17 protein-coding genes are annotated in these 18,082 nt (G+C 61.6%); 12 read left to right on the top strand and 5 right to left on the bottom strand.

All coding sequences use genetic code 11. The annotated features are described in order from the left end of the window. Positions 1-105 precede the first annotated feature (105 nt). The 7 genes from B208_RS0118120 (at position 106) to B208_RS0118090 (ending at position 8,743) form a co-directional block, all read left to right on the top strand. Positions 106-1,287, top strand: coding sequence for an outer membrane protein assembly factor BamB family protein (locus B208_RS0118120; protein ID WP_232423858.1), 1,182 nt, complete (start codon positions 106-108; stop codon positions 1,285-1,287). Further along, complete coding sequence (locus tag B208_RS0118115; protein WP_007981127.1) at positions 1,284-1,775, top strand: hypothetical protein; 492 nt, start codon at positions 1,284-1,286, stop codon at positions 1,773-1,775. Before B208_RS0118120 ends, B208_RS0118115 begins: the two co-directional genes overlap by 4 nt. Before the next feature lie 1,489 nt (positions 1,776-3,264). After that, positions 3,265-4,539 (top strand): Cdc6/Cdc18 family protein, encoded by a 1,275-nt coding sequence (locus B208_RS0118110; protein ID WP_007981126.1) that lies wholly within the window; start codon positions 3,265-3,267, stop codon positions 4,537-4,539. 245 nt (positions 4,540-4,784) lie between these two features. After that, positions 4,785-5,225, top strand: a complete 441-nt coding sequence (locus B208_RS0118105) for a universal stress protein (protein ID WP_007981125.1) — start codon at positions 4,785-4,787, stop codon at positions 5,223-5,225. 134 nt (positions 5,226-5,359) lie between these two features. Next, complete coding sequence (locus tag B208_RS0118100) at positions 5,360-6,814, top strand: MDR family MFS transporter (RefSeq protein WP_007981124.1); 1,455 nt, start codon at positions 5,360-5,362, stop codon at positions 6,812-6,814. A gap of 62 nt (positions 6,815-6,876) precedes the next feature. After that, positions 6,877-7,344: a MaoC family dehydratase gene (locus B208_RS0118095; RefSeq protein WP_007981123.1), complete on the top strand. Its 468-nt coding sequence runs from the start codon at positions 6,877-6,879 to the stop codon at positions 7,342-7,344. Positions 7,345-7,402: 58 nt separating this feature from the next. Next, a complete protein-coding gene (locus B208_RS0118090; RefSeq protein WP_018129037.1) occupies positions 7,403-8,743 on the top strand; it encodes a serpin family protein in 1,341 nt (446 codons plus the stop codon). 87 nt (positions 8,744-8,830) lie between these two features. Here the strand turns inward: B208_RS0118090 and B208_RS0118085 are convergent, their stop codons facing one another. After that, entirely contained in the window at positions 8,831-9,313 is a 483-nt protein-coding gene (locus B208_RS0118085) for a hypothetical protein (protein WP_007981119.1), read from the bottom strand. A 309-nt stretch (positions 9,314-9,622) separates the two neighbouring features. Between B208_RS0118085 and B208_RS0118080 the strand changes: the two genes are divergently transcribed. Further along, positions 9,623-10,072, top strand: coding sequence for a DUF4112 domain-containing protein (locus B208_RS0118080; protein ID WP_007981118.1), 450 nt, complete (start codon positions 9,623-9,625; stop codon positions 10,070-10,072). A 177-nt stretch (positions 10,073-10,249) separates the two neighbouring features. Then, the gene (locus B208_RS0118075; protein WP_007981117.1) at positions 10,250-11,203 is read left to right on the top strand and encodes a hypothetical protein; all 954 of its coding nucleotides are present in this window, start codon (positions 10,250-10,252) and stop codon (positions 11,201-11,203) included. An 11-nt stretch (positions 11,204-11,214) separates the two neighbouring features. Here B208_RS0118075 and B208_RS0118070 read toward each other — a convergent pair whose 3' ends face one another. Together B208_RS0118070 and B208_RS0118065 are read right to left on the bottom strand one after the other, a co-directional pair. Further along, the gene (locus B208_RS0118070) at positions 11,215-11,799 is read right to left on the bottom strand and encodes a cysteine hydrolase family protein (RefSeq protein WP_018129036.1); all 585 of its coding nucleotides are present in this window, start codon (positions 11,797-11,799) and stop codon (positions 11,215-11,217) included. Between the two features lie 64 nt (positions 11,800-11,863). After that, positions 11,864-12,751: an SDR family oxidoreductase gene (locus B208_RS0118065; protein ID WP_007981115.1), complete on the bottom strand. Its 888-nt coding sequence runs from the start codon at positions 12,749-12,751 to the stop codon at positions 11,864-11,866. Positions 12,752-12,937: 186 nt separating this feature from the next. On the opposite strand from B208_RS0118065, the gene B208_RS0118060 reads away from it, so the two are divergent. Together B208_RS0118060 and B208_RS0118055 are read left to right on the top strand one after the other, a co-directional pair. Continuing rightward, the gene (locus B208_RS0118060; RefSeq protein ID WP_007981114.1) at positions 12,938-13,606 is read left to right on the top strand and encodes a CHRD domain-containing protein; all 669 of its coding nucleotides are present in this window, start codon (positions 12,938-12,940) and stop codon (positions 13,604-13,606) included. 111 nt (positions 13,607-13,717) lie between these two features. Beyond that, positions 13,718-14,695 carry a CPBP family intramembrane glutamic endopeptidase gene (locus B208_RS0118055; protein WP_018129035.1) on the top strand — a complete coding sequence of 326 codons (978 nt, stop codon included), beginning with the start codon at positions 13,718-13,720 and terminating at the stop codon, positions 14,693-14,695. 18 nt (positions 14,696-14,713) lie between these two features. On the opposite strand, the gene B208_RS0118050 is transcribed toward B208_RS0118055, so the two are convergent. Together B208_RS0118050 and B208_RS0118045 are read right to left on the bottom strand one after the other, a co-directional pair. Then, on the bottom strand, positions 14,714-15,076 hold the full coding sequence (locus B208_RS0118050; RefSeq protein WP_007981112.1) for a hypothetical protein: 363 nt from the start codon (positions 15,074-15,076) through the stop codon (positions 14,714-14,716). A gap of 209 nt (positions 15,077-15,285) precedes the next feature. Continuing rightward, positions 15,286-16,884, bottom strand: coding sequence for a class I adenylate-forming enzyme family protein (locus B208_RS0118045; protein ID WP_007981111.1), 1,599 nt, complete (start codon positions 16,882-16,884; stop codon positions 15,286-15,288). Positions 16,885-17,152: 268 nt separating this feature from the next. On the opposite strand from B208_RS0118045, the gene B208_RS0118040 reads away from it, so the two are divergent. After that, positions 17,153-18,064, top strand: a complete 912-nt coding sequence (locus B208_RS0118040) for a DUF7551 domain-containing protein (RefSeq protein ID WP_007981110.1) — start codon at positions 17,153-17,155, stop codon at positions 18,062-18,064. The last annotated feature ends 18 nt before the right edge of the window (positions 18,065-18,082 follow it).

Genomic DNA, 18,082 nt, shown 5'->3' with positions numbered 1-18,082 from the left:
CGATTTAATGAGTGGGAGAGAACGGTGCGGTACTGCATCGGATACCGACGATATTCCTCACGTCGCTTTCGAAATTGTTTATTACGGATAGGACTGATTCAGAACGTGTTTCCAGAGTCCCCACGGGTTTCACGCCGACAGCTACTCACCGCGGGAGGTGCCGCCGCCCTCGGTGCGTGGTACGTCCGCCCCTCCCTGTTCACGAACGAGCAGTCACTCGACCCGTCGGTTCCGCCTGACGCGTGGCCGATGCGCGGTCGGGACCCCTCCCGGTCGGGATATGCGCCGACGACGAGCGCGCCGACGGACGACGTTCGAGTCGCCTGGCGGACGACCGTCGGCGACCCGCATCTGTTCCAGTCGCCGACCGTCGCGAGCGACATCCTCTACGCCCTCACGCGACACGAGTTGGTCGCGCTCGACGCGGCCACCGGAACGGAGCGGTGGCGGTTCGCTACCGAAGGCGAGCTCCTGCAGGGAGGTCCGGTCGTCGTCGATGGGCAGGCGTGTTATAGGGCAGGAGTGAATTTGTACGCCGTCTCCGAGAACCAAGCACGGTGGAAGTTCGCCACGAACAGCAGTTTCGACGAAGTGCTCCCGGTCGGGAACACGATCTTCCTCGCATCGTACTTCGGTAGTTCCGACTCGCTCATCGCGTTGGATGCATCGAACGGGATTCCTCGCTGGAAAACGCCCAGCAAATATCGACCTCTCGCGTACGCGGACGGTATCCTCGTTGGAGCGGGACGCTCCCGAACCACTCTCGTCGGCCTCGACGCAACGAACGGCGAAACGCGCTGGCAACTGTCACGGCCCGGGCTTCCCGGCGATATCGAAGCGGCGTTCGGGAACGGTCCGGTTATCTCGAACGGAACGTTCTACAGCGGCGCGGGGCGACTCTACGCGGTGGACGTGCGGGAAGGAACGGTCGAATGGACCACCGACGCGACAGGGGCGGTGATGGCGGCGAACGGGAAAACGTTATTCCGCGCCGGAGAGGGACACGTCGTCGCGGTCGATTCGACGGATGGTTCCACGCGCTGGAAGACGTCGGTGGGACGGACGGGGGAGAACCGGACGAGTTTCATCTCTGGCCTCGCGGTCACGGATACCGCCGTGTACGTCGGAGCGGAGTCGGGCCTCGTCGCGCTCGACGCTGCTAGCGGGGAACGGTTGTTCGCGTTCGAACCCGAGGAGGGAACCGGTTCAGTCGGGCCGCCCGCCGTCGTCGGAGAGCGGGTGTACGTCGGCATCGAAAACGCGGTGGTCGCGTTGGAGGAAGCATGACGGACGAGAAAACGGCGGGTGGCAAAACGACGGGTGGCAAAACGGCGGGTGGCAAAGATACAGGTGACAAAACGGCGGATGACGAGGAAGGAGTAATCCGTCGAATCGAGACTGCACTCGATCATCCACTTCGGCTGGTCGGCGTCTGGATCGGGTTATCCGGTATCGTCAATAGCGTTCTCGGGTCGTTGCTCCGGGCGTGGATGATACGGCCGCTCCCGATTTCGCCGTTTGTCGTCGGTAGCATCGTAACAGTCTTCCTCGCGGTTCCGCTCGTCGCGTATCGACCCGACGTGGGGTTCGGAACGGCGTTCGGATTTACCTTCGTCGCTGTCGTCGCCTTCGGCGTACTGAACGCGATTGTTGGCGATGGATACGACACCGGCGCGGGGGTCAGCGGGTCGCTCTATCCGGTCCTCGATATCGCACTCCTCTGGACCGCCGCCCTGCTAATCGCCGCCGCGCTGGTCGTTCGTACCGACGGCTAAGTGCACGGTTCCGCTTTCGACGGTGGATTACTCTGTTCGTAATCGGGAGGACGGCAACCGACTCGGGTACGAACGGGAAATTGATAGTTAGAAGACATACTTTGGTTCACACACACCCCTCGTCCAGAGTGTAATGGGGAGAAGGTGGGGGTGGGGGTGGGGGTGGGGGGGTGAGGGAAGGGATGAGGTGAGGTGGGACGAAAATAACGGAGTGCAGTATATCGGAGTGCAGCCGAGGGAAAGACGAACGGATCTCGAAACCCATGGACGGTCCCGTGACGTTACACCTCGCAAACTACGTCCCACGAACTCCTCCCCGAAGACTACACTCCACGAATTCCATGCTCCGAACCACCCCCCACAAATCACACGTTTCAGCGGGATTTCCGAGGGGTCGCTTCGACTGGAACAAGAGTCGAAGACGAATAGAAATTCGTCTTCGTTAAAATGAAATTAGCTTAATGGACTTTTCGTGCTCTAACATATTATACTTAATCGTTCGATATGCTCCATGGATACGTGAACGACATTCTATATATCCATATATTCTTTATCCCGGTTGTATGGGCTACAACGGATTTATATTGAGTAGCCGATGAATTGCTGTCGAGTATTTATCGGTCGATTCTATCATCCCGAGCAACGTCTCGAATAACGCGACGGTCTCGGTACTACCGGTAATATCCGCCTGAGGCTTTTAGATCGTGTTTTCCCGCTCTATCACAGACCGCCCGCGTCTCTTCCCCCCACTCCTCCACCCCACCCACCATCTTCCCCGTTACACTCTGGACGAGGGGTGTGTGTCACCCTTTCCTTTCTTCCGATAAACCGACGCTAACCTCCAGACGAAACGGACCTTCTTTCGCCCAGTGGCGCGTTTTCTCGTCCGTTATTTTCAGCTGTCGTCTATCCGGTCTTTACCATCGAGATTTACTTCCGACTTTCAGGAATTCCTCCTTCAAAAACACCCGATTTTCCCACCGTTACACTCTGGACGAGGGGTGTCCAACATCACACGAAAAACACACGTTACCGCTCCGTTCTACTTCCCTGATGGTTTTTCTACACGTCCGTTTTACTTCCCCGGTTTTGATTTTTTGCTCTCCCATCTTGTTCTCCTCTCCCGTCTTGCTCTCATTTCATCTCGACTGTTCTCATCGTGCGTGTTTTCACTCTGGACCGGGCGTCTGTTCGACGAGCAGGCTTCGACTTTCCGGTTCGTCGTTTCCACCCGTTCCCGTTCTCTTTTCATCTTCTTCTCCCCTTCTCATCCGCTTTTCTTTCTCTCCTTCTTCCTCTCTTCCTCACGTCCTTTTTTCATCCTCTTCTCCCCTTCTCGATTCTTTTTCACTCTTTCTCGGGTCTTGGTGATGAGAATATGATACCGACGAATTACGCCTCTTCTCTCGTATATTCGGTCGATATACACTCGACACGTTGTGTGTGGGGAAGGCCTAGTTATTTATACTGAGCGCACGCTGGCTGTCGTATGTCCGATGAACCTCCCCGGCTCTCCGATTTCGATACCACGGACGACCCGGCGAGCGACCCCCTGTTCAACGTGAACGACGAAACCACGACACAGGTGTTCGAACGAAAGGAGTTGCTGAAAGTCGGTCACGTCCCCCAGAGTACGCGCATCGTCGGGCGTGATTCCGAAATCGAGTCCGTCGCGGCCGAGCTCCGACCCATCGTCCGTTCCGACCCGCCGAACAACGTCATGATATACGGCAAGACCGGAACCGGGAAATCACTCGTCACACGGCACGTGACCGAGCGCGCACGACAGGCTGCCGGTGCACAGGACGTCGACGTCGGTACCGTGTACGTAGACTGCGCACAGCACAACACCCACACCAGGGTCGCTCGGTCTATCACCCGAACGCTGAACGACGAGGACAAGACGGGGATTTCCATTCCTCGGACGGGTATCGGAAGCGGGGAGTACTACGATTACCTTTGGGAGGTTCTCGACCGCTGTTACGACGCCGTGATCATAATCCTGGACGAGGTTGACCGACTCGAATCCGACGACGTACTGATGCAACTCTCGCGCGCAAGGGAGTCGGGGAAGGCCGATTGCCACCTCGGTATCGTCGCCATCAGCAACAAAATCGAATACCGCGACCGGCTCAACGAGCGGGTCAAGAGCAGCCTTCGGGAGGAGGAGTTCGTGTTCCAGCCGTACGACGCGAACCAACTGCGGGATATCATGGAACACCGGCGCGACGCGTTCAAGGAAGGGGTCCTGACCGGCGACGTCATTCCGCTGACCGCCGCGTTTGCCGCACAGGAACACGGTGACGCGCGAAAGGCAATCGAAATCCTCCGCCACGCCGGGGAACTCGCGGAACGGCAAGGTGACGAACTCGTCACCGAGGAACACATCCGCGATGCACAGGAGTGGGCCGAGGTGGACCGTTTTGAGGAACTGCTCCGTGGGTCGACGACGCAGGTGAAGTTCATCCTCTACGCGCTCGCACTCCTGACGAAGGAAAACCGCGGCTCGGAGTTCTCGACGAGCGAAATTTTCACTCGCTATCAGCAGATCTGCAAGCAACTGGATGCGAACGTGCTGAGCGAACACCGCGTCTACGAACTCCTCAAGGAACAGGCGTTCCTCGGCGTCGTGGAATCGACGCGAACCGGCGGCGGTCGCGGACAGGGGAGCTACCTCGAACATCGACTCGTGCAGGACACCGATATCGTCCTGAAATCCGTGCTCCGGGACAGCCGATTCGACAGCATCGACATCGACGAGTAATCCGCCAACGACGTCGTTCGAGGAACGAACTATTTTCGACGCACGTTTGGACGAGTGGTCTGTTTTGTGTCACAACCAGACACACGTCTGACACCCCTCGTCCAGAGTGTAATATCGGTCTCGTCGGTCATTTACCGCCGGTTCCGTAGTTTCGCGACCTCTGTTCCTGCTTCTTCAGTTACTACTCTCTGCTGCTCTTCGGGCAAGCAGTACCACTATCCCGGTTGCCCTCGTTGGGCGAACCGATGTACGACGCGATTCTCGTGCCGACGGATGGTAGCGGCGGTGAACAGCAGTTCGTCGAGGAAGCGATTTCGCTCGCCGAACTCACGGACGCAACGGTTCACGTCCTTCACGTCGTGGATTCCGGACTTGCCGATTCGCTCTCCGAATCGACACAATCCATGGTTCACGACGACCTCAAAACGACGGGCGAAACGGCCGTGTCCTCTATCGAAGGCACGGCGGAGCGCGCCGGTCTCGAAACGCGGACCGCCATCGTGAACGGCGACCCGGCAGAGGAAATCGTGAACTACGCCGAGGAGAACGACATCGACGCCATCGTGATGGGCACCCACGCCAATACGGGCGTCAGCCACCTCCTGCTCGGGAGCGTCACCGAGCGAGTCATTCGCTTGACGACGGTTCCGGTGCTGGCGGTTAATCTGACGGAACACCACGGATAGGGGTGACTCCTGACTGACGCCGTGGTCGGAATCCTGACTGACGCTGCGGTCGGAAACGATTTCCCCACGATGCCGTGTGGAAGCCACGGAAAGCCGTGGGGCGGCTATTTGCCCGTCGCTCCCGAAGGAGTTCTATGACCAACCGACGGCTTGCGACGCTGGGCGTCCTGCTCGGTATCTTCCTCGCGGCCATCGACGGAACCATCGTGAGCACGGCGATGCCGACGGTCGTACAATCGCTGGGAGGACTCGAACTGTACGCGTGGGCCTTCGCGGCCTACATGCTGTTCGCGGCGGTTTCGATGCCCCTGTACGGCCGCCTCGCCGACATCTACGGCCGGAAACGGCTGTTCTTCGTCGGTGCCGCCATCTTCGTCGCCGGGAGCGCGCTGTGCGGTGCGGCGGGGAGCATGCCTCAACTGGTCGCGTTCCGGTCGCTGCAGGGAGTCGGCGCGGGCGCGATGTTCGCCATCCCGTACACCATCCTCGGGGTGGTGTACCCGCCCGAGGAACGCGGTCGAGCCATCGGCCTCGGGAGCACCGTCTGGGGGATTTCGAGCGTCATCGGCCCGCTTCTCGGCTTCGTCATCGTCGAAGCGGTCGGCTGGCGCGGTGTGTTCTACCTCAGCGTTCCGGTCGGGCTAGTTGCCGTGGTTCTGGTGGCCGTCTCGCTCGACGAATCGACCGGCAGCGCCGACCGCGACGTCGACTTCCTCGGCGCGGCCGTGCTTTCGGTCGCCGTCGGGGCGCTCCTCGTCGGGCTTCAACTCCTCGAAACGACGAGTTCGTGGGCGCTTCCGCTCATCGCGGCCGGAATCGTCGGTCTCGGTGTGTTCTACGCCGTCGAGCGGCGCGCGACCCAGCCCATCGTCCCGCTGTCGATGTTCGACGACACGGTGTTCATCACGACGAACGTGACCGGATTCCTCACGAGTTTCGTGCTCTTCGCGGCGATTACGTACGTGCCGCTCTACCTGCAAAGCGTCCGTGGCGGTGCGGGAAGTGCGGCGCTGGCGGTCTTTCCAATTTCCATCGGCTGGTCGGGGACGAGCTTTCTCTCGGGCCGACTGGTAAATCGGGTCGGCGAACAGCGACTCGCCACCGTCGGAACCGTCCTCCTCGTCCTGAGTTTCGGCGCGGCGACGGTCCTCTGGACGGCAGCGACGGCCCTCCCGCTCGTCATCGGCAACGTGTTCGTGATGGGCGTCGGTATGGGAATGGTCACGCCGCCGTTGCTGACGGCGATTCAGAACCACTTCGGGACGGCACAGATGGGTGTCGTCACCTCCTCCCAACAGTTCTTTCGCAACCTCGGCGGGACGATGGGCGTCGCGCTCCTCGGGTTCGCCCTGAACCTCGTCATCCGAAACCAACTGACGACGATTTCCGGCGTCTCGAACCTCGGGCAACTCCAACAGCGGCTTCTCGGGTCTCCCACGCCGCCCGCCGGGTTAGCGACGATTCTGACGGACGGACTGACGACCGTGTTCGCACTGTCGGTCGTCGTGTCCATTCTCGCGGTCGGGTTCGCCTACTACATCCCGCGTGAACGCGGCGAGTCGTCAGCCTCGGCGACGAGCGGCGACTGAGAATTACTCCCTCGATTTCCCCAGCCCTCGGCTATTTGTTTCGGCTCCGCCAATCCAACCGCATGAGCAACCGGGATTTCGAAGATCTCGTCGTCGGCGACCGCGAATCGTTCGGCAGTTACACCGTCTCCGAGGAGGAAATCCTCTCGTTCGCGGAGCAGTACGACCCACAGGAGTTCCACGTCGATTTGGACGCCGCGGCCGAATCGATGTTCGGCGAACTCGTCGCCAGCGGGTGGCACAGCACCGCCATCTCCATGCGCATCCTCGTGGACAACTTCTTCGAGAACAGCGGCAGTTTAGGCTCGCCCGGCGTCGAATCCGTCACGTGGCCCGCTCCCGTCAAACCGGGCGAAACCCTCTGGCTCACGCTCGAAGTCACCGACAAACGCCCGCTCGAAAGCGACCCGAACCGCGGCCTCGTCACCTTCTACCTCGAAATGCAGAACGAGGCGGACGAGACGAAACTCACCATGGAGCCCAAGGTGTTCTTCGCTCGCCGCGGCGGGGACGAAGCGGATACTTCGTAACTACAATCGGTATTTGTGTCTTACTAACGTATTTGCTCGCGAAGGCGAAATGTGGAGTATGCCACCCACCCGTCGCCGCGTTCTCGCGCTCTCGAACGCGCTTGTCGCCGGAACCCTCCTTTCGGGCTGTCTCGCCCCGCTCTCGTCGAACGACCCCGGAACGAACGTTCAGACGGTAACCGGAACCGGGAAGTCGAATCCCGTTTCGACCGACGAGGCGGCGATTCGAACGCTCGCCCGCGGAAACTCGGAGTTCGGCCTGACGCTTCTCTCCTCGCTCGCCGAAACCGACCCGAACGAAAACCAGTTTCTGTCCCCGTTCAGCGTGTCTGTGGCGTTGGCGACGACCTATGCCGGGGCGCGCGGCGAGACGCGAGCGGCGATGGCCGACACCCTCCGATTCCCCTTCGATGGTGAGTCGCTTCACGCCGCGTTCGGCGAGACGGACGAGCGACTCGAAACCGTAGACGAGCGGGCGGACGCCGACGCGAACCGAGGGACGCCGTTCCAGTTGACCACCGCGAACGCGATTTGGGGACAGGAAGGCTATCCGTGGCGCGACGACTTCCTCACGACACTTCGAACGTACTACGACGCCGGTCTCAACGTCTGTGACTTCCAAGAGAATGCCGACGAAGCCACGGAGACCATCAACGCGTGGGTCGCCGACCGAACGGAGGGAAAAATCACCGACCTGCTGGCGGAAAACGCGCTCGATGCGCGAACGCGACTCGTCCTCACCAACGCCATCTACTTCCGGGCGACGTGGGCCAGCACGTTCTCGGAGGAGAACACGAAACGGCGGCCGTTCACCGCGCTCGACGGGACGACATCGCGGGTGCCGATGATGTCCCAATCCGACTCGTTCCCCTACGCCGCCGTGGACGGCCAGCAGCTGATAGAACTCCCCTACGTCGGCAACGAGGTCGGGATGGTCGTCCTTCTGCCGAAAAAGGGGACGTTCGAGGCGTTCACGTCGTCGCTTTCCGCCGACCGACTGGAGACGTTGCTGGGAGAGATGGAGCGAACGGACGGCTCGATTGCGCTGCCGAAGTTCTCCCTCGAATCGTCGCTCGACCTCGGGACGACGCTCTCGGACCTCGGTATGGCCCGCGCGTTCTCCCCGAGTGCCGATTTCGGCGGAATGGCCGACATCGAGGAGACGGGCGAGAACCTCTCCATCGACAGCGTTCGTCAGAAGAGCGTTATCGAAGTGGACGAGAACGGAACCGAAGCGGCGGCCGCGACGGCCGTCGAAGTGGGTGTCACGTCGGCACCGCTGAATCCGTTCGAAATGACCGTCGATAGGCCGTTTCTGTTCCTGATTCGCCACAAACCGACAAATACGGTCCTCTTCCTCGGCCGCGTCGTGGACCCGACCGCCGGTCGTTCCGACTGAGTTCGCGGTATCGAGACCGAATGACTGTTCCGCTGTCGTGCTGGAGTGACCGCTCCGCTGTCGTTACTGCTGTTCACCGTTCGCCGTTCACGTGGCTTCTTTGCGCCGTATTCTCGTCATCAGTCGCTTCGCCGACTCCGCCACCGAGTCCCGCCGCTCGGGTTTGGTCCACGTGTATCGAACGCGGCCGTCCTCCAACTGTCGTTCGTCTCTCATCTGCCATCCTCGCCGTTCCAGCACTCGTTCGACCGTCACGTAGGGAAAGTACTCTTCGATGTACTCCGCGTTCGTCTCGTAGATGTTCGGCGCGTACAGTCTGGAAACCATGCCCTCCTTTTCCAAGCCCCACTTGAGGTGGTAGTACCAGTAGTTGAGGTACGACGGCAGGTCGAGTTTCGGCAGTTTCCCGTAGCGTAATACGCCCACCTGATTTTCCCGGGGGCCGTTCCACGACAGCGACGTGATGGCGTTGTACTCGTCCCCGTGACTCGGCGAATCGTTGAACGTCTCCAGCCACTGATGTTCTCCGCGCTCGGCCCTCGCGGTTTCCACGACGATTCTCCGCGACATGGACGACACTACGTTGTGCAAAACTATGATGATTGTGCACACACACCGTCGTCCGAGTCAGGTAAACACCGGTACGTCAGGGGACGCACCGGTATCGGAAGTCAGAGGCAAGTGACGGTAGCACGGGGAGCGGATGTCCGCTCGCTTTCGTGACGACTGCACGCCGTTCCGATTCAATGGCCGTGAAACTACCGTCACGGGTCCCAAATCCACCGAATCGTCCAAATGCTTTGTGGCGGAGACGACGCTCGACGTCATCTGCATCTCACCAGCCGTCGGGTTTATTGCGTCTCGGAAACAGGTGTGTCCATGAGCCGCAATTCGGATTTGAAAGACGAGTTCGACTTCGAGGGTGAACTCCCGCCGACCCTCGACCGCGCGGCAATCGACAGAATGCGGACGGTAGCGCGCGTCTTCGACGACTTCATGCGCGTTCCGGGGACCGATTTCCGCGTCGGTCTCGACCCCATCCTCGGCGCGCTGCCGGGGGTCGGCGACGTTATCAGTGCTGGGTTGTCCCTGTACCTCGTCCTCGAAGCGGCCCGCTTGGGCGTCTCGTTCACCACCCTCTTGCGGATGATAGCGAACGTGAGCATCGACGTGGTTGGCGGGTCGCTCCCGGTCGTCGGCGGTATCATCGACGCGGTGTGGAAGGCCAACAAACGCAACATCGAACTGGTGTTGGAGGACCTCGCACACGACCCGCTGGACGATGACTTCGACAACGACCCCGAGGTCGTCGAGATAGAAATCGAGTAACCTTCACTCCGAAACGCGGCCGATTGTCTCTTCGTTTCCGGATGATAGCCCCCGGACGAGTGCCTATCCCGACCGAACGCGCCACCCATCCGTTTCGAAGGAGTTCCCCGCGGGCGCGTTCGAAGCCGTAAGTTTCTCTACGCGGAACTGCCATGCTCTGTTCGATTGGCCATCCCCATGTTCGAGACGACTATCGGTGTCCTCCACGAATCGCCGTCCGCCATCGTCCCGCTCGCCGTCGTTCTCTGGTTCGTCGTGCAGAGTGTCCGCCGGAGCGGCTTTCCCACTCGACTCGCGCGATACGCCGTCGTTTTCGGCGCGCTTCCACCGTTCTGTCTCTTCGTCCTCGCGGAACTCCTCGGAAGCCAGTCGAGTCGGAACCTCGCACGCGCGCTCCTCGACGGCGAGATACGACTGCTCGTCGACACGCTCGGCCTTATAGACGCCGTGACCGCCGCGCTCCTCGAAGCGACCCTCCAGTTCGCCGCCGGTGTCTTCCCGAGCGACCGGCTCGGCGGAATCGCGTCGTGGGACCCGTTCGCGGCCGTTTCCGCCCTCGGCTTTCTCGCCGCGGTGTTCCTCGTCCAGTTCGTCACGGGCGTCCTCGTGACGCGACTCGCGGGACGGGCGGCCGACGCGTCCGATACGAACGAGTGGTTGACCGTTGCCGGAGTGGTTCTGTTCGTCTCCGGGCTGTTGTGGACGCTCCTTCAACTCGACCCGCTCGAATTCGGACGCCTCGAACTCCAAACCGCGGTGCTGGCGTCCTCGATGGGCCTCACTACCGGCGTCGCCGCGTCGAACCTCTCCGTGGACCTTCCCGTGGACATCCCCGCGAACCTCCGCGCATGGCGGTCGAAAGCCGCGGGGACGGACCCGACGGACGTCGGACCATCCTCGTCAGAGGCCTCCACTCGTGATACTCCCTTGTCTGAACCCCACATGTCCGGCACTACCTCGTCCGAAACCACCACATCCAGGACCACCTCGTCCGAACCCCCCACGACCGGCACCTCTTCGTCCGAAACCGCTCCGTCGGAATCCCCGTCGAGTTCGGACCTCGGCGCTTCGCGGCACGCCGATTCGCTCCGGCGGTTACGGGAGTCGGTTCGGTCGCTCCGGCGTCGATAGCCACGGGGCGATTACGACGCCGTTCCCTCGTCGCTCACCGCTTCGGCGGACGCGGTTTTTCGCCACTCCTCGATGAGGTCGTCCGTCGTCGTTATCTCCGCGTTGTACACGTCCGCGAGGTATTCGAGTCCTTCCGTGTGAGCTTCCTCGCTGAAGGCCTCCACGCAATCCTCCGGAACCACGATGTCGTAACCGCGGAAGAACGCCCCGGCCGAGGCGTGACGGATGCACATGTTCGTGTGCAGGCCGGTCAGGACCACTCGGTCCACGCCCAGACTCCGCAGGTGTTCGTCGAGCGCCGTCCCGTAGAACGCGTCGTAGGTCCGCTTCTCGAACACGTGGTCTCCCTCGTCGGGTTCGAGTTCGGGAATCACCGCCGCTCCTTCCGTCCCCTGCATGGCGTGTTCGCCCCACACGTCCAACTCGAAGTCCTCCGGTCGGTGGGCGTCGTTCGCGTAGATAACCGGAACGCCGTTCTCGCGCGCCGCGGCCGTGAGTCGGTCGAGCGGCGAAATGATTTGCTCCGCGCGCTCGGCGGCTATCTTCCCGGTCACGAAATCGTTCAGCATGTCGATGACTATCAGTGCGTCAGTCATTGTTTCCCCCTCTGATGAGGGTTGGCGTCCGACGGACAAAACGGTTCCAGTCGGGTCGATTTTCCTACCGAGGATAGTCCGGCGAGATGCCGACCAATCCCGCGCTCACGTCCCACAACCGCCGTCGAACGTCATCGTCGTGCGCCTTGTCGGAGGCCTCCGCGATTACCCCGTCGCTGACGTATTCGCCGGTCACGTCGGAGAATTCGGGTGATGCGGCCGCCTCGATGACGGTTTCCGCGCCCTCTTCGACGTTCTTCGTGAAGGGAAGCGGTAGGACCGAGAACAGCCCTAACAGCAATCGATTGCGAATCGAGGCCTCGCGGGTGAATCCCGTTCCCGGCACGAAACCGGGGTTGACCGCGGTCGCGGTCACGCCGGTTCCGCGGAGTCGCTCGGCCAGTTCGCGGGTGAACAGAACGTTCGCCAGCTTCGACTGGCTGTAGGCCTCCATGCCGTCGTAGTCGCGCTCGCACCCCAAATCGCTGAAATCGATGGCGCCCCGCTCGTGCAACTCGGAGGTCACGGTGACGACCCGTGCGGGCGCGCTTTCGACCAGCGTATCGACCAGTAGGTGGGTGAGCAGGAACGGCGCGAGGTGGTTGACGGCGAACGTGGCTTCGATGCCGTCCCCGGTTTCGGACCGCCGGTGGCGGAACGTCCCCGCGTTGTTCACCAGCACGTCGAGCCGGTCGTGTCGGTCCCGAAACGCAACCGCGAGGTTGCGGACGCTCTTTCGGGACGCGAAGTCGGCGATGTACAGTTCGGCCCATCCGTCGCCGTTCCGCGCGTCGATTTCGCGCGCAACGCGCCGCCCGCGTTTTCGGTTGCGTCCCACGATTGCGACCGAGGCACCGCGGTCCGCGAGCGCGAGCGCCGTCTCCCGACCGATGCCGCTGGTACCGCCGGTAATCAAGGCGACTTGACCGTCGAGCTTCGAGTTTGAGGGCATCTGTACCCACTCTTCGAAGCGGAGGAAAGTGTGCGTATCGACGTGTCGTCGAACTGCTGTATCAGAACATAGCTCTGTCGCGGGCGAAACACTGTTTGTTCCATTCTATCTATTTAATACATCAATATATTACAGGTGGCAATAATGGCTTAGTAACTTCGAATCGACTCACTAATTGGTCCCACGATGCCAGATACCGACAAACGAGAGACGCTGAAACTGCTGAGCCTCGGAGCCGTCGCCCTCAGCGGCGTCGGCGCTGGAGTAGTCGCCGGAAACGATGACACCGATTCGGACTCGGATTCGGGTTCGGACGCCGAACAGCAACCGCCGACCGAACTGTTCAGCACGGGGGTACTAACTGGGGAGAATGAGGTGCCTCCCAACGAGAGCGACGGACGGGGGGTCGCCGTCTTCCAGTGGACGACCGACGGCGAACTCGAATACGGACTCCTCGCGTTCGGACTCGACGCGCCGGTGACCAAGGCGCACATCCACACGGGCGAGTCGGGCGAAAACGGCCCACACGTCGTTAATCTCATCGACGGCAGTGGCACGGAGGAACAGTACCTCTTCGGCACCAGCGTGGTCGCTACCGGGACGATTTCCGACGACGATTTGGTCGGTCCCTACGAGGGGTCCTCGATCGACGACCTTGCTACCGAGATGACGGCCGGGAAGACCTACGTCAACGTTCACTCGAAAGCGTATCCCGACGGCGAGATTCGTGACCAAATCTATCCCGTCGGGGCGGTCGACGTCGGCTTCGAGACGACCATCGACGCGGGTAGGGACGAGGAAGCGAGCGCACTGCCGTCGCTCGACGTGAACATCTCGGGAACCGAGTGCCGATAACGCCGCCGAGGTGACACCGACGTTTCCCGTAATCCCCCTTTTTTATTCGCACGGTCGAATCGAACAGCGGGTGGGCTCAAGGATTAACAACCCTCCTCGTCGTACGGTTTCGTGGTGCTCTCTTCGATAAAAGCCGTCTTCTGGAACGCGACTGACCGGCGGCTTCGACTCCCGTGGCGGTTCGTCGTCGCCGGAATCGTGTTCGTTGTCGTTTCGCTCGCCGCGGCGGTTTCGCTTCGCCCGGTGTGGGTGTCCGCGTTCGTCGGGTTCCAATTCGCGTCGTTCGGGCGTCTCGGAAGCTTGTTGTTTCGAACCTCGTTCGAACTGGTCATCGTCGGTCTCTTCACGTACCTCGTCGGTCGGTTCATCGACCGGCGTCGGTTTTCGGACTTCGGCTTTCACCTGTCGCGGACGTGGTGGCTCGATTTCGGGTTCGGCCTCGCTCTCGGCGCGACGCTCATGACCGCGATATTCCTGACCGAACTCGCATTGGGGTGGGTTCGCGTCACCGGCTTCTTTCGAACGGTGTCCGGCCTGTCGTTCGTCACCGTCTTTCTCACCTCCGTTCTCGTGTTCGTCGTCGTCGGCGTCAGCGAGGAACTGCTGGTGAGAGGCTACATCCTGACGAATCTCGCGGAGGGTTTCCGCTGGTTTCCGCGGGTGTCTGGTGAGGTTGCGGTCGCGGCCGCGACGCTCTGTTCGTCGATTCTGTTCGGCGTCGCACACGTCTTCAACCCGAACGCGACGCTCACGAGTACGGTCGTCATCGTCCTCGCGGGAGTCATGCTCGCGTCGGGTTACCTGGTGACGGGCGAACTGGCGATTCCGATAGGGTTGCACGTCTCGTGGAACCTGTTTCAGACGAGCGTCTACGGTTTTTCCGTCAGCGGGCTTCGCCTCCCCGTGACGGTCATCGCAACCGAACAGGTCGGTCCCCGCGTGTTCACCGGCGGGGCGTTCGGCCCCGAAGCGGGGCTGGTCGGCGTCGGCGCTATCGTCGTCGGAACGGTCGCCATCGCCCGGTGGGTTCGCTCCCGCGAACCGCCGCTCTCGCTGTCGTCGTCCGTGTGGACCCCGGAACTCCGGTAAAACGGGTTGATAGGCGGCTCAGACGCCGGGGATTCCGAGCGCGCCCGAGGCGACGATATCGAACAGCGCGAACAGGTAGAGGACGATTGCGGCCGCGAACCACGCGACCAGTCCGATGACGACGGCCGTCCCCCACCCGCCGGGATACCGCCAGTTGATGACGCCGACCCACGCGACGAGCGCCAACAGCGCGCCGAGGATGGGAATCCACCCGACGAAGAAGCTGATGATGCCCCACACTATCGACCCGATCAGCGCCGTGACGATGGCGTGGCCGTAGCTTCCCGCGTATTCGGTCGTCACCCGCGCCCCGACGTAGATGCCGAACCCGCCGATGAGCAGGCTGACGATGAAGACGATGATGGTGTCCACCACGGCCATGCTATCGCCTCCGCTCCGTCCGTTGTAGTTCGCTTTCGAGAACGTTCCGCGTCGTATCGTATCGACTCACTGTTTTTCCCCCGACCGCCATAACGTTCCCCGGCATCGTGTGTCTGTCGGTTGTTCAGTTCACGTTCTCGACATGCATAGAAAAACCGCAGATCGGTTCGAGCCGCGTTCCAGCGGGCTATCTTTCTTCGAGGAGGCTATCACCCTTGTCCGATGAGCCGATCCTCGTCTTCCCAGAATTCCTTGCGCAGTTGGTACTTCTGGACCTTGCCCGTCGCAGTCTCCGGTAGGTCTTCCTGCACCAGAATCTTGCGCGGAATCTTGTAGCCCGCCATCCGGTCGCGGCAGAAATCCTCCACGTCCGCATCGGATAGCTCGACGCCGGGTTTCGGGACGACGACGGCGGTCACCAATTCACCCCACTCGTCGCTCGGCGTAGGGATGACGGCCGCTTTGGCGATTTCGGGGTGGTCGTAGAGCACGTCTTCGACCTCGATGGACGAGACGTTCTCCCCGCCCGAGATGATGATGTCCTTCTTGCGGTCCTGGATGGATATCATCCCGTCCTCGTCGATGGTAGCGAGGTCGCCGGTGTGGAAGTAGCCCGAGATGCGGTCGTTGAACGCCTCCTCGGTCGCCTCCGGCTTGTTGAGGTAGCGGTCCATCACCTGATTGCCGCGGACGACGACTTCGCCCATCGTTTGCCCGTCGGCGGGAACGTCCGTTCCGTCGTCGTGGACGACGCGAACATCGGTGCCGAGCACTTCGCTCCCCTGTTTGACCTTGAGTGACCGACCGCGCGTGGCGAGGCGGCGCGGCGAGTTCGAGGTCGTGATGATGGGTGCGGTTTCGGTCAGGCCGTAGATGTGGATGATGCGCCAGCTGATGTCGTCCTCGACGGTCTCGATGGTCGCCGTCGCGGGCGCGCTTCCGGCGGTGGCGATGCGCAACTCGCGGTCGCCCGTCGTCTCCACGTCCGGGTTGTTCTCTTTATAGGCGATGACGCGGTTGAGGACCGTCGGCGCGCCGCACATGAACGACACGTCGTGGTTCCGAATCTTCCCGAGCGTTCGTTCCGGCGTGAACTTCCGGAGACAGACGTGCGTACCGCCGGTCCCGGTGATGGCGTAGGTGTGCCCCCACCCGTTGCAGTGGAACATCGGGAGCGTCCAGAGGTAGGTGTCGTCGTCCCGAATCTCCATGTGTTGGTTGAGCACGAGCGCGTGCCAGTGTTCGGTTCGGTGGGTGCGTACGACGCCCTTCGGGTCCCCGGTCGTCCCCGACGTGTAGTTGATGCTGGCGTCGTCGTCCTCCGAGAGGTCGGCGCGCTCCGGCGGGTCGGCCGATGCCTCGTCCACGAGAGTCATGTAGTCCTCCCAGTCGCCGTCGATTTCGTCGGCCTCGTAGCCGATGAACGTCTCCGCCGGAACAGAATCGCGGACCGCCTCCACCTTCTCGGCGAAGTCGTAGTCCGCGATGACGACCGACGCCTCGCAGTCGTTCAGGATGTATTCGTAGTTCTCCGGAACGAGGCGGTAGTTCATCGGGACGTACACCGCGCCCAGATGGTTGGTCGCGTACAGCGCTTCGAGGAAGTAGTGCGTGTTCGATGCGAGCATCGCCACCCGGTCGCCCTGTCCGATGCCGCGGTCGGCCAACACGTTCGCCAGACTGTTGACTCGCTCGTTGAACTCCGCGTACGTATATTCCGTGCCGTCATCCGCAATGACTCCCACCACGTCGTCGTAGAGATCGACGGCGCGGTCGAGGAAATCCATCGTCGTCATTTCCTTCTTCATGAACTGTCATGTCCATGGTTTCCGGACGACGGCGTAAAGATTTCGACTCGTGCTAGCAATTACCGGATGCAAAAGGGACGCACTCTCCGCGGCCGCGAAGCACGTCCCGTTCGACAACGACTGACCCGGAACAACGTTCCTGTACTTACGACCGTTCGTGAATCAAACAAAACACTTTTAGAGTTTTAGGCCAGCCTAAAAACATGGCGGTGACACGGGTACCGTCGCTGGGTCCTGCTGACCCCCGCGACGGAACCACGACTGACACATGGTAGGAAACACCCTCCACGACATTCGTCGGCACGTCGAATCGCTCGCGACCGACGGCGGAACGTACCGCATCGTCTGCGGTCGAACCGGGACGAGTCCGGTCCCCATTGCGGGACAACGGTTCGAGAGCAGGGACACCGCACAGACCGCGCTCCGTTTCGCCGAACAATATCGGGCGGCGCTCCGACGCTACGACCCGCACCTTCCCTATCACGACCTCATCGTATGCGAGACGCCGAGGGGTTCCGACGCGGCGAGGGACGCCACACCGCCGTTCCAGCGACCCACCCTCCAACGTTCCGCCCGTTCCGTCGGCGGTGATTCGGTCACGGACCACCAACCCCTCATCGACTTCTGTCACGACGTCACCGGTGCGCTCTTCGAGACGCTCGCAACGGAGGGGTTCGCCGCCGTCGAGCGAGCGGTGATGGACGTGTATCTGGACGCCGCGGAGTCGATTTCGGACCGCGACGAGTTCTGTCTCATCCTGCTCGAAAGCATGGTCGAGGAGTTGACCGACCGGCTTTCCGCCGACGAACAGGCCCGCGTGCTGGCGTCGGCAGCGGCCCGATTGCCGCCGACGGTCGATGACGGGGCGACGATAGAAACAGTGCTGGAGTACCTCGTTTCGGTGTCCATCGTCTCGGACTACCGACTCACCTCGATGGACGACGCGGTGTCCCCGCGAGCGTGGCTCGTCAGGCTCTCCGAGTACGCCCTACAGGGGGACGAACGGTACCTCCCGACTCTCCCGCTCGCCATCGAACTCCGCCGAATCTACCCCGAATCGGTGTCGATAGAGTGGGCTCGGTCGGTCGATGCCGACGACTGGGAGTTGTGTCTGTCGGTGCGCTCCCCGACGGAATCCGACGGGACCGGACTCCTCCGTGCGGCGGTGCGCGATAGCTGAATTCCCCGACCGAAACCA

This window comes from Haladaptatus paucihalophilus DX253, from assembly GCF_000376445.1.
Taxonomy (GTDB): Archaea; Halobacteriota; Halobacteria; order Halobacteriales; family Haladaptataceae; genus Haladaptatus; species Haladaptatus paucihalophilus.
The sequence above is the reverse complement of the archived record's forward strand: the minus strand, read 5'-3'. Positions and strand labels throughout refer to the sequence as shown.

What these genes read in the sequence shown, in the direction of transcription:
- B208_RS0118115 (WP_007981127.1), top strand. Translation starts at nt 1,284, where the DNA reads ATGACGGACGAGAAAACGGCGGGTGGCAAAACGACGGGTGGCAAAACG.
- B208_RS0118095 (WP_007981123.1), top strand. Translation starts at nt 6,877, where the DNA reads ATGAGCAACCGGGATTTCGAAGATCTCGTCGTCGGCGACCGCGAATCG.
- B208_RS0118050 (WP_007981112.1), bottom strand. Translation starts at nt 15,076, where the DNA reads ATGGCCGTGGTGGACACCATCATCGTCTTCATCGTCAGCCTGCTCATC.
- B208_RS0118070 (WP_018129036.1), bottom strand. Translation starts at nt 11,799, where the DNA reads ATGACTGACGCACTGATAGTCATCGACATGCTGAACGATTTCGTGACC.
- B208_RS0118065 (WP_007981115.1), bottom strand. Translation starts at nt 12,751, where the DNA reads ATGCCCTCAAACTCGAAGCTCGACGGTCAAGTCGCCTTGATTACCGGC.
- B208_RS0118105 (WP_007981125.1), top strand. Translation starts at nt 4,785, where the DNA reads ATGTACGACGCGATTCTCGTGCCGACGGATGGTAGCGGCGGTGAACAG.
- B208_RS0118090 (WP_018129037.1), top strand. Translation starts at nt 7,403, where the DNA reads ATGCCACCCACCCGTCGCCGCGTTCTCGCGCTCTCGAACGCGCTTGTC.
- B208_RS0118085 (WP_007981119.1), bottom strand. Translation starts at nt 9,313, where the DNA reads ATGTCGCGGAGAATCGTCGTGGAAACCGCGAGGGCCGAGCGCGGAGAA.
- B208_RS0118110 (WP_007981126.1), top strand. Translation starts at nt 3,265, where the DNA reads ATGTCCGATGAACCTCCCCGGCTCTCCGATTTCGATACCACGGACGAC.
- B208_RS0118075 (WP_007981117.1), top strand. Translation starts at nt 10,250, where the DNA reads ATGTTCGAGACGACTATCGGTGTCCTCCACGAATCGCCGTCCGCCATC.
- B208_RS0118080 (WP_007981118.1), top strand. Translation starts at nt 9,623, where the DNA reads ATGAGCCGCAATTCGGATTTGAAAGACGAGTTCGACTTCGAGGGTGAA.
- B208_RS0118045 (WP_007981111.1), bottom strand. Translation starts at nt 16,884, where the DNA reads ATGAAGAAGGAAATGACGACGATGGATTTCCTCGACCGCGCCGTCGAT.
- B208_RS0118040 (WP_007981110.1), top strand. Translation starts at nt 17,153, where the DNA reads ATGGTAGGAAACACCCTCCACGACATTCGTCGGCACGTCGAATCGCTC.
- B208_RS0118060 (WP_007981114.1), top strand. Translation starts at nt 12,938, where the DNA reads ATGCCAGATACCGACAAACGAGAGACGCTGAAACTGCTGAGCCTCGGA.
- B208_RS0118100 (WP_007981124.1), top strand. Translation starts at nt 5,360, where the DNA reads ATGACCAACCGACGGCTTGCGACGCTGGGCGTCCTGCTCGGTATCTTC.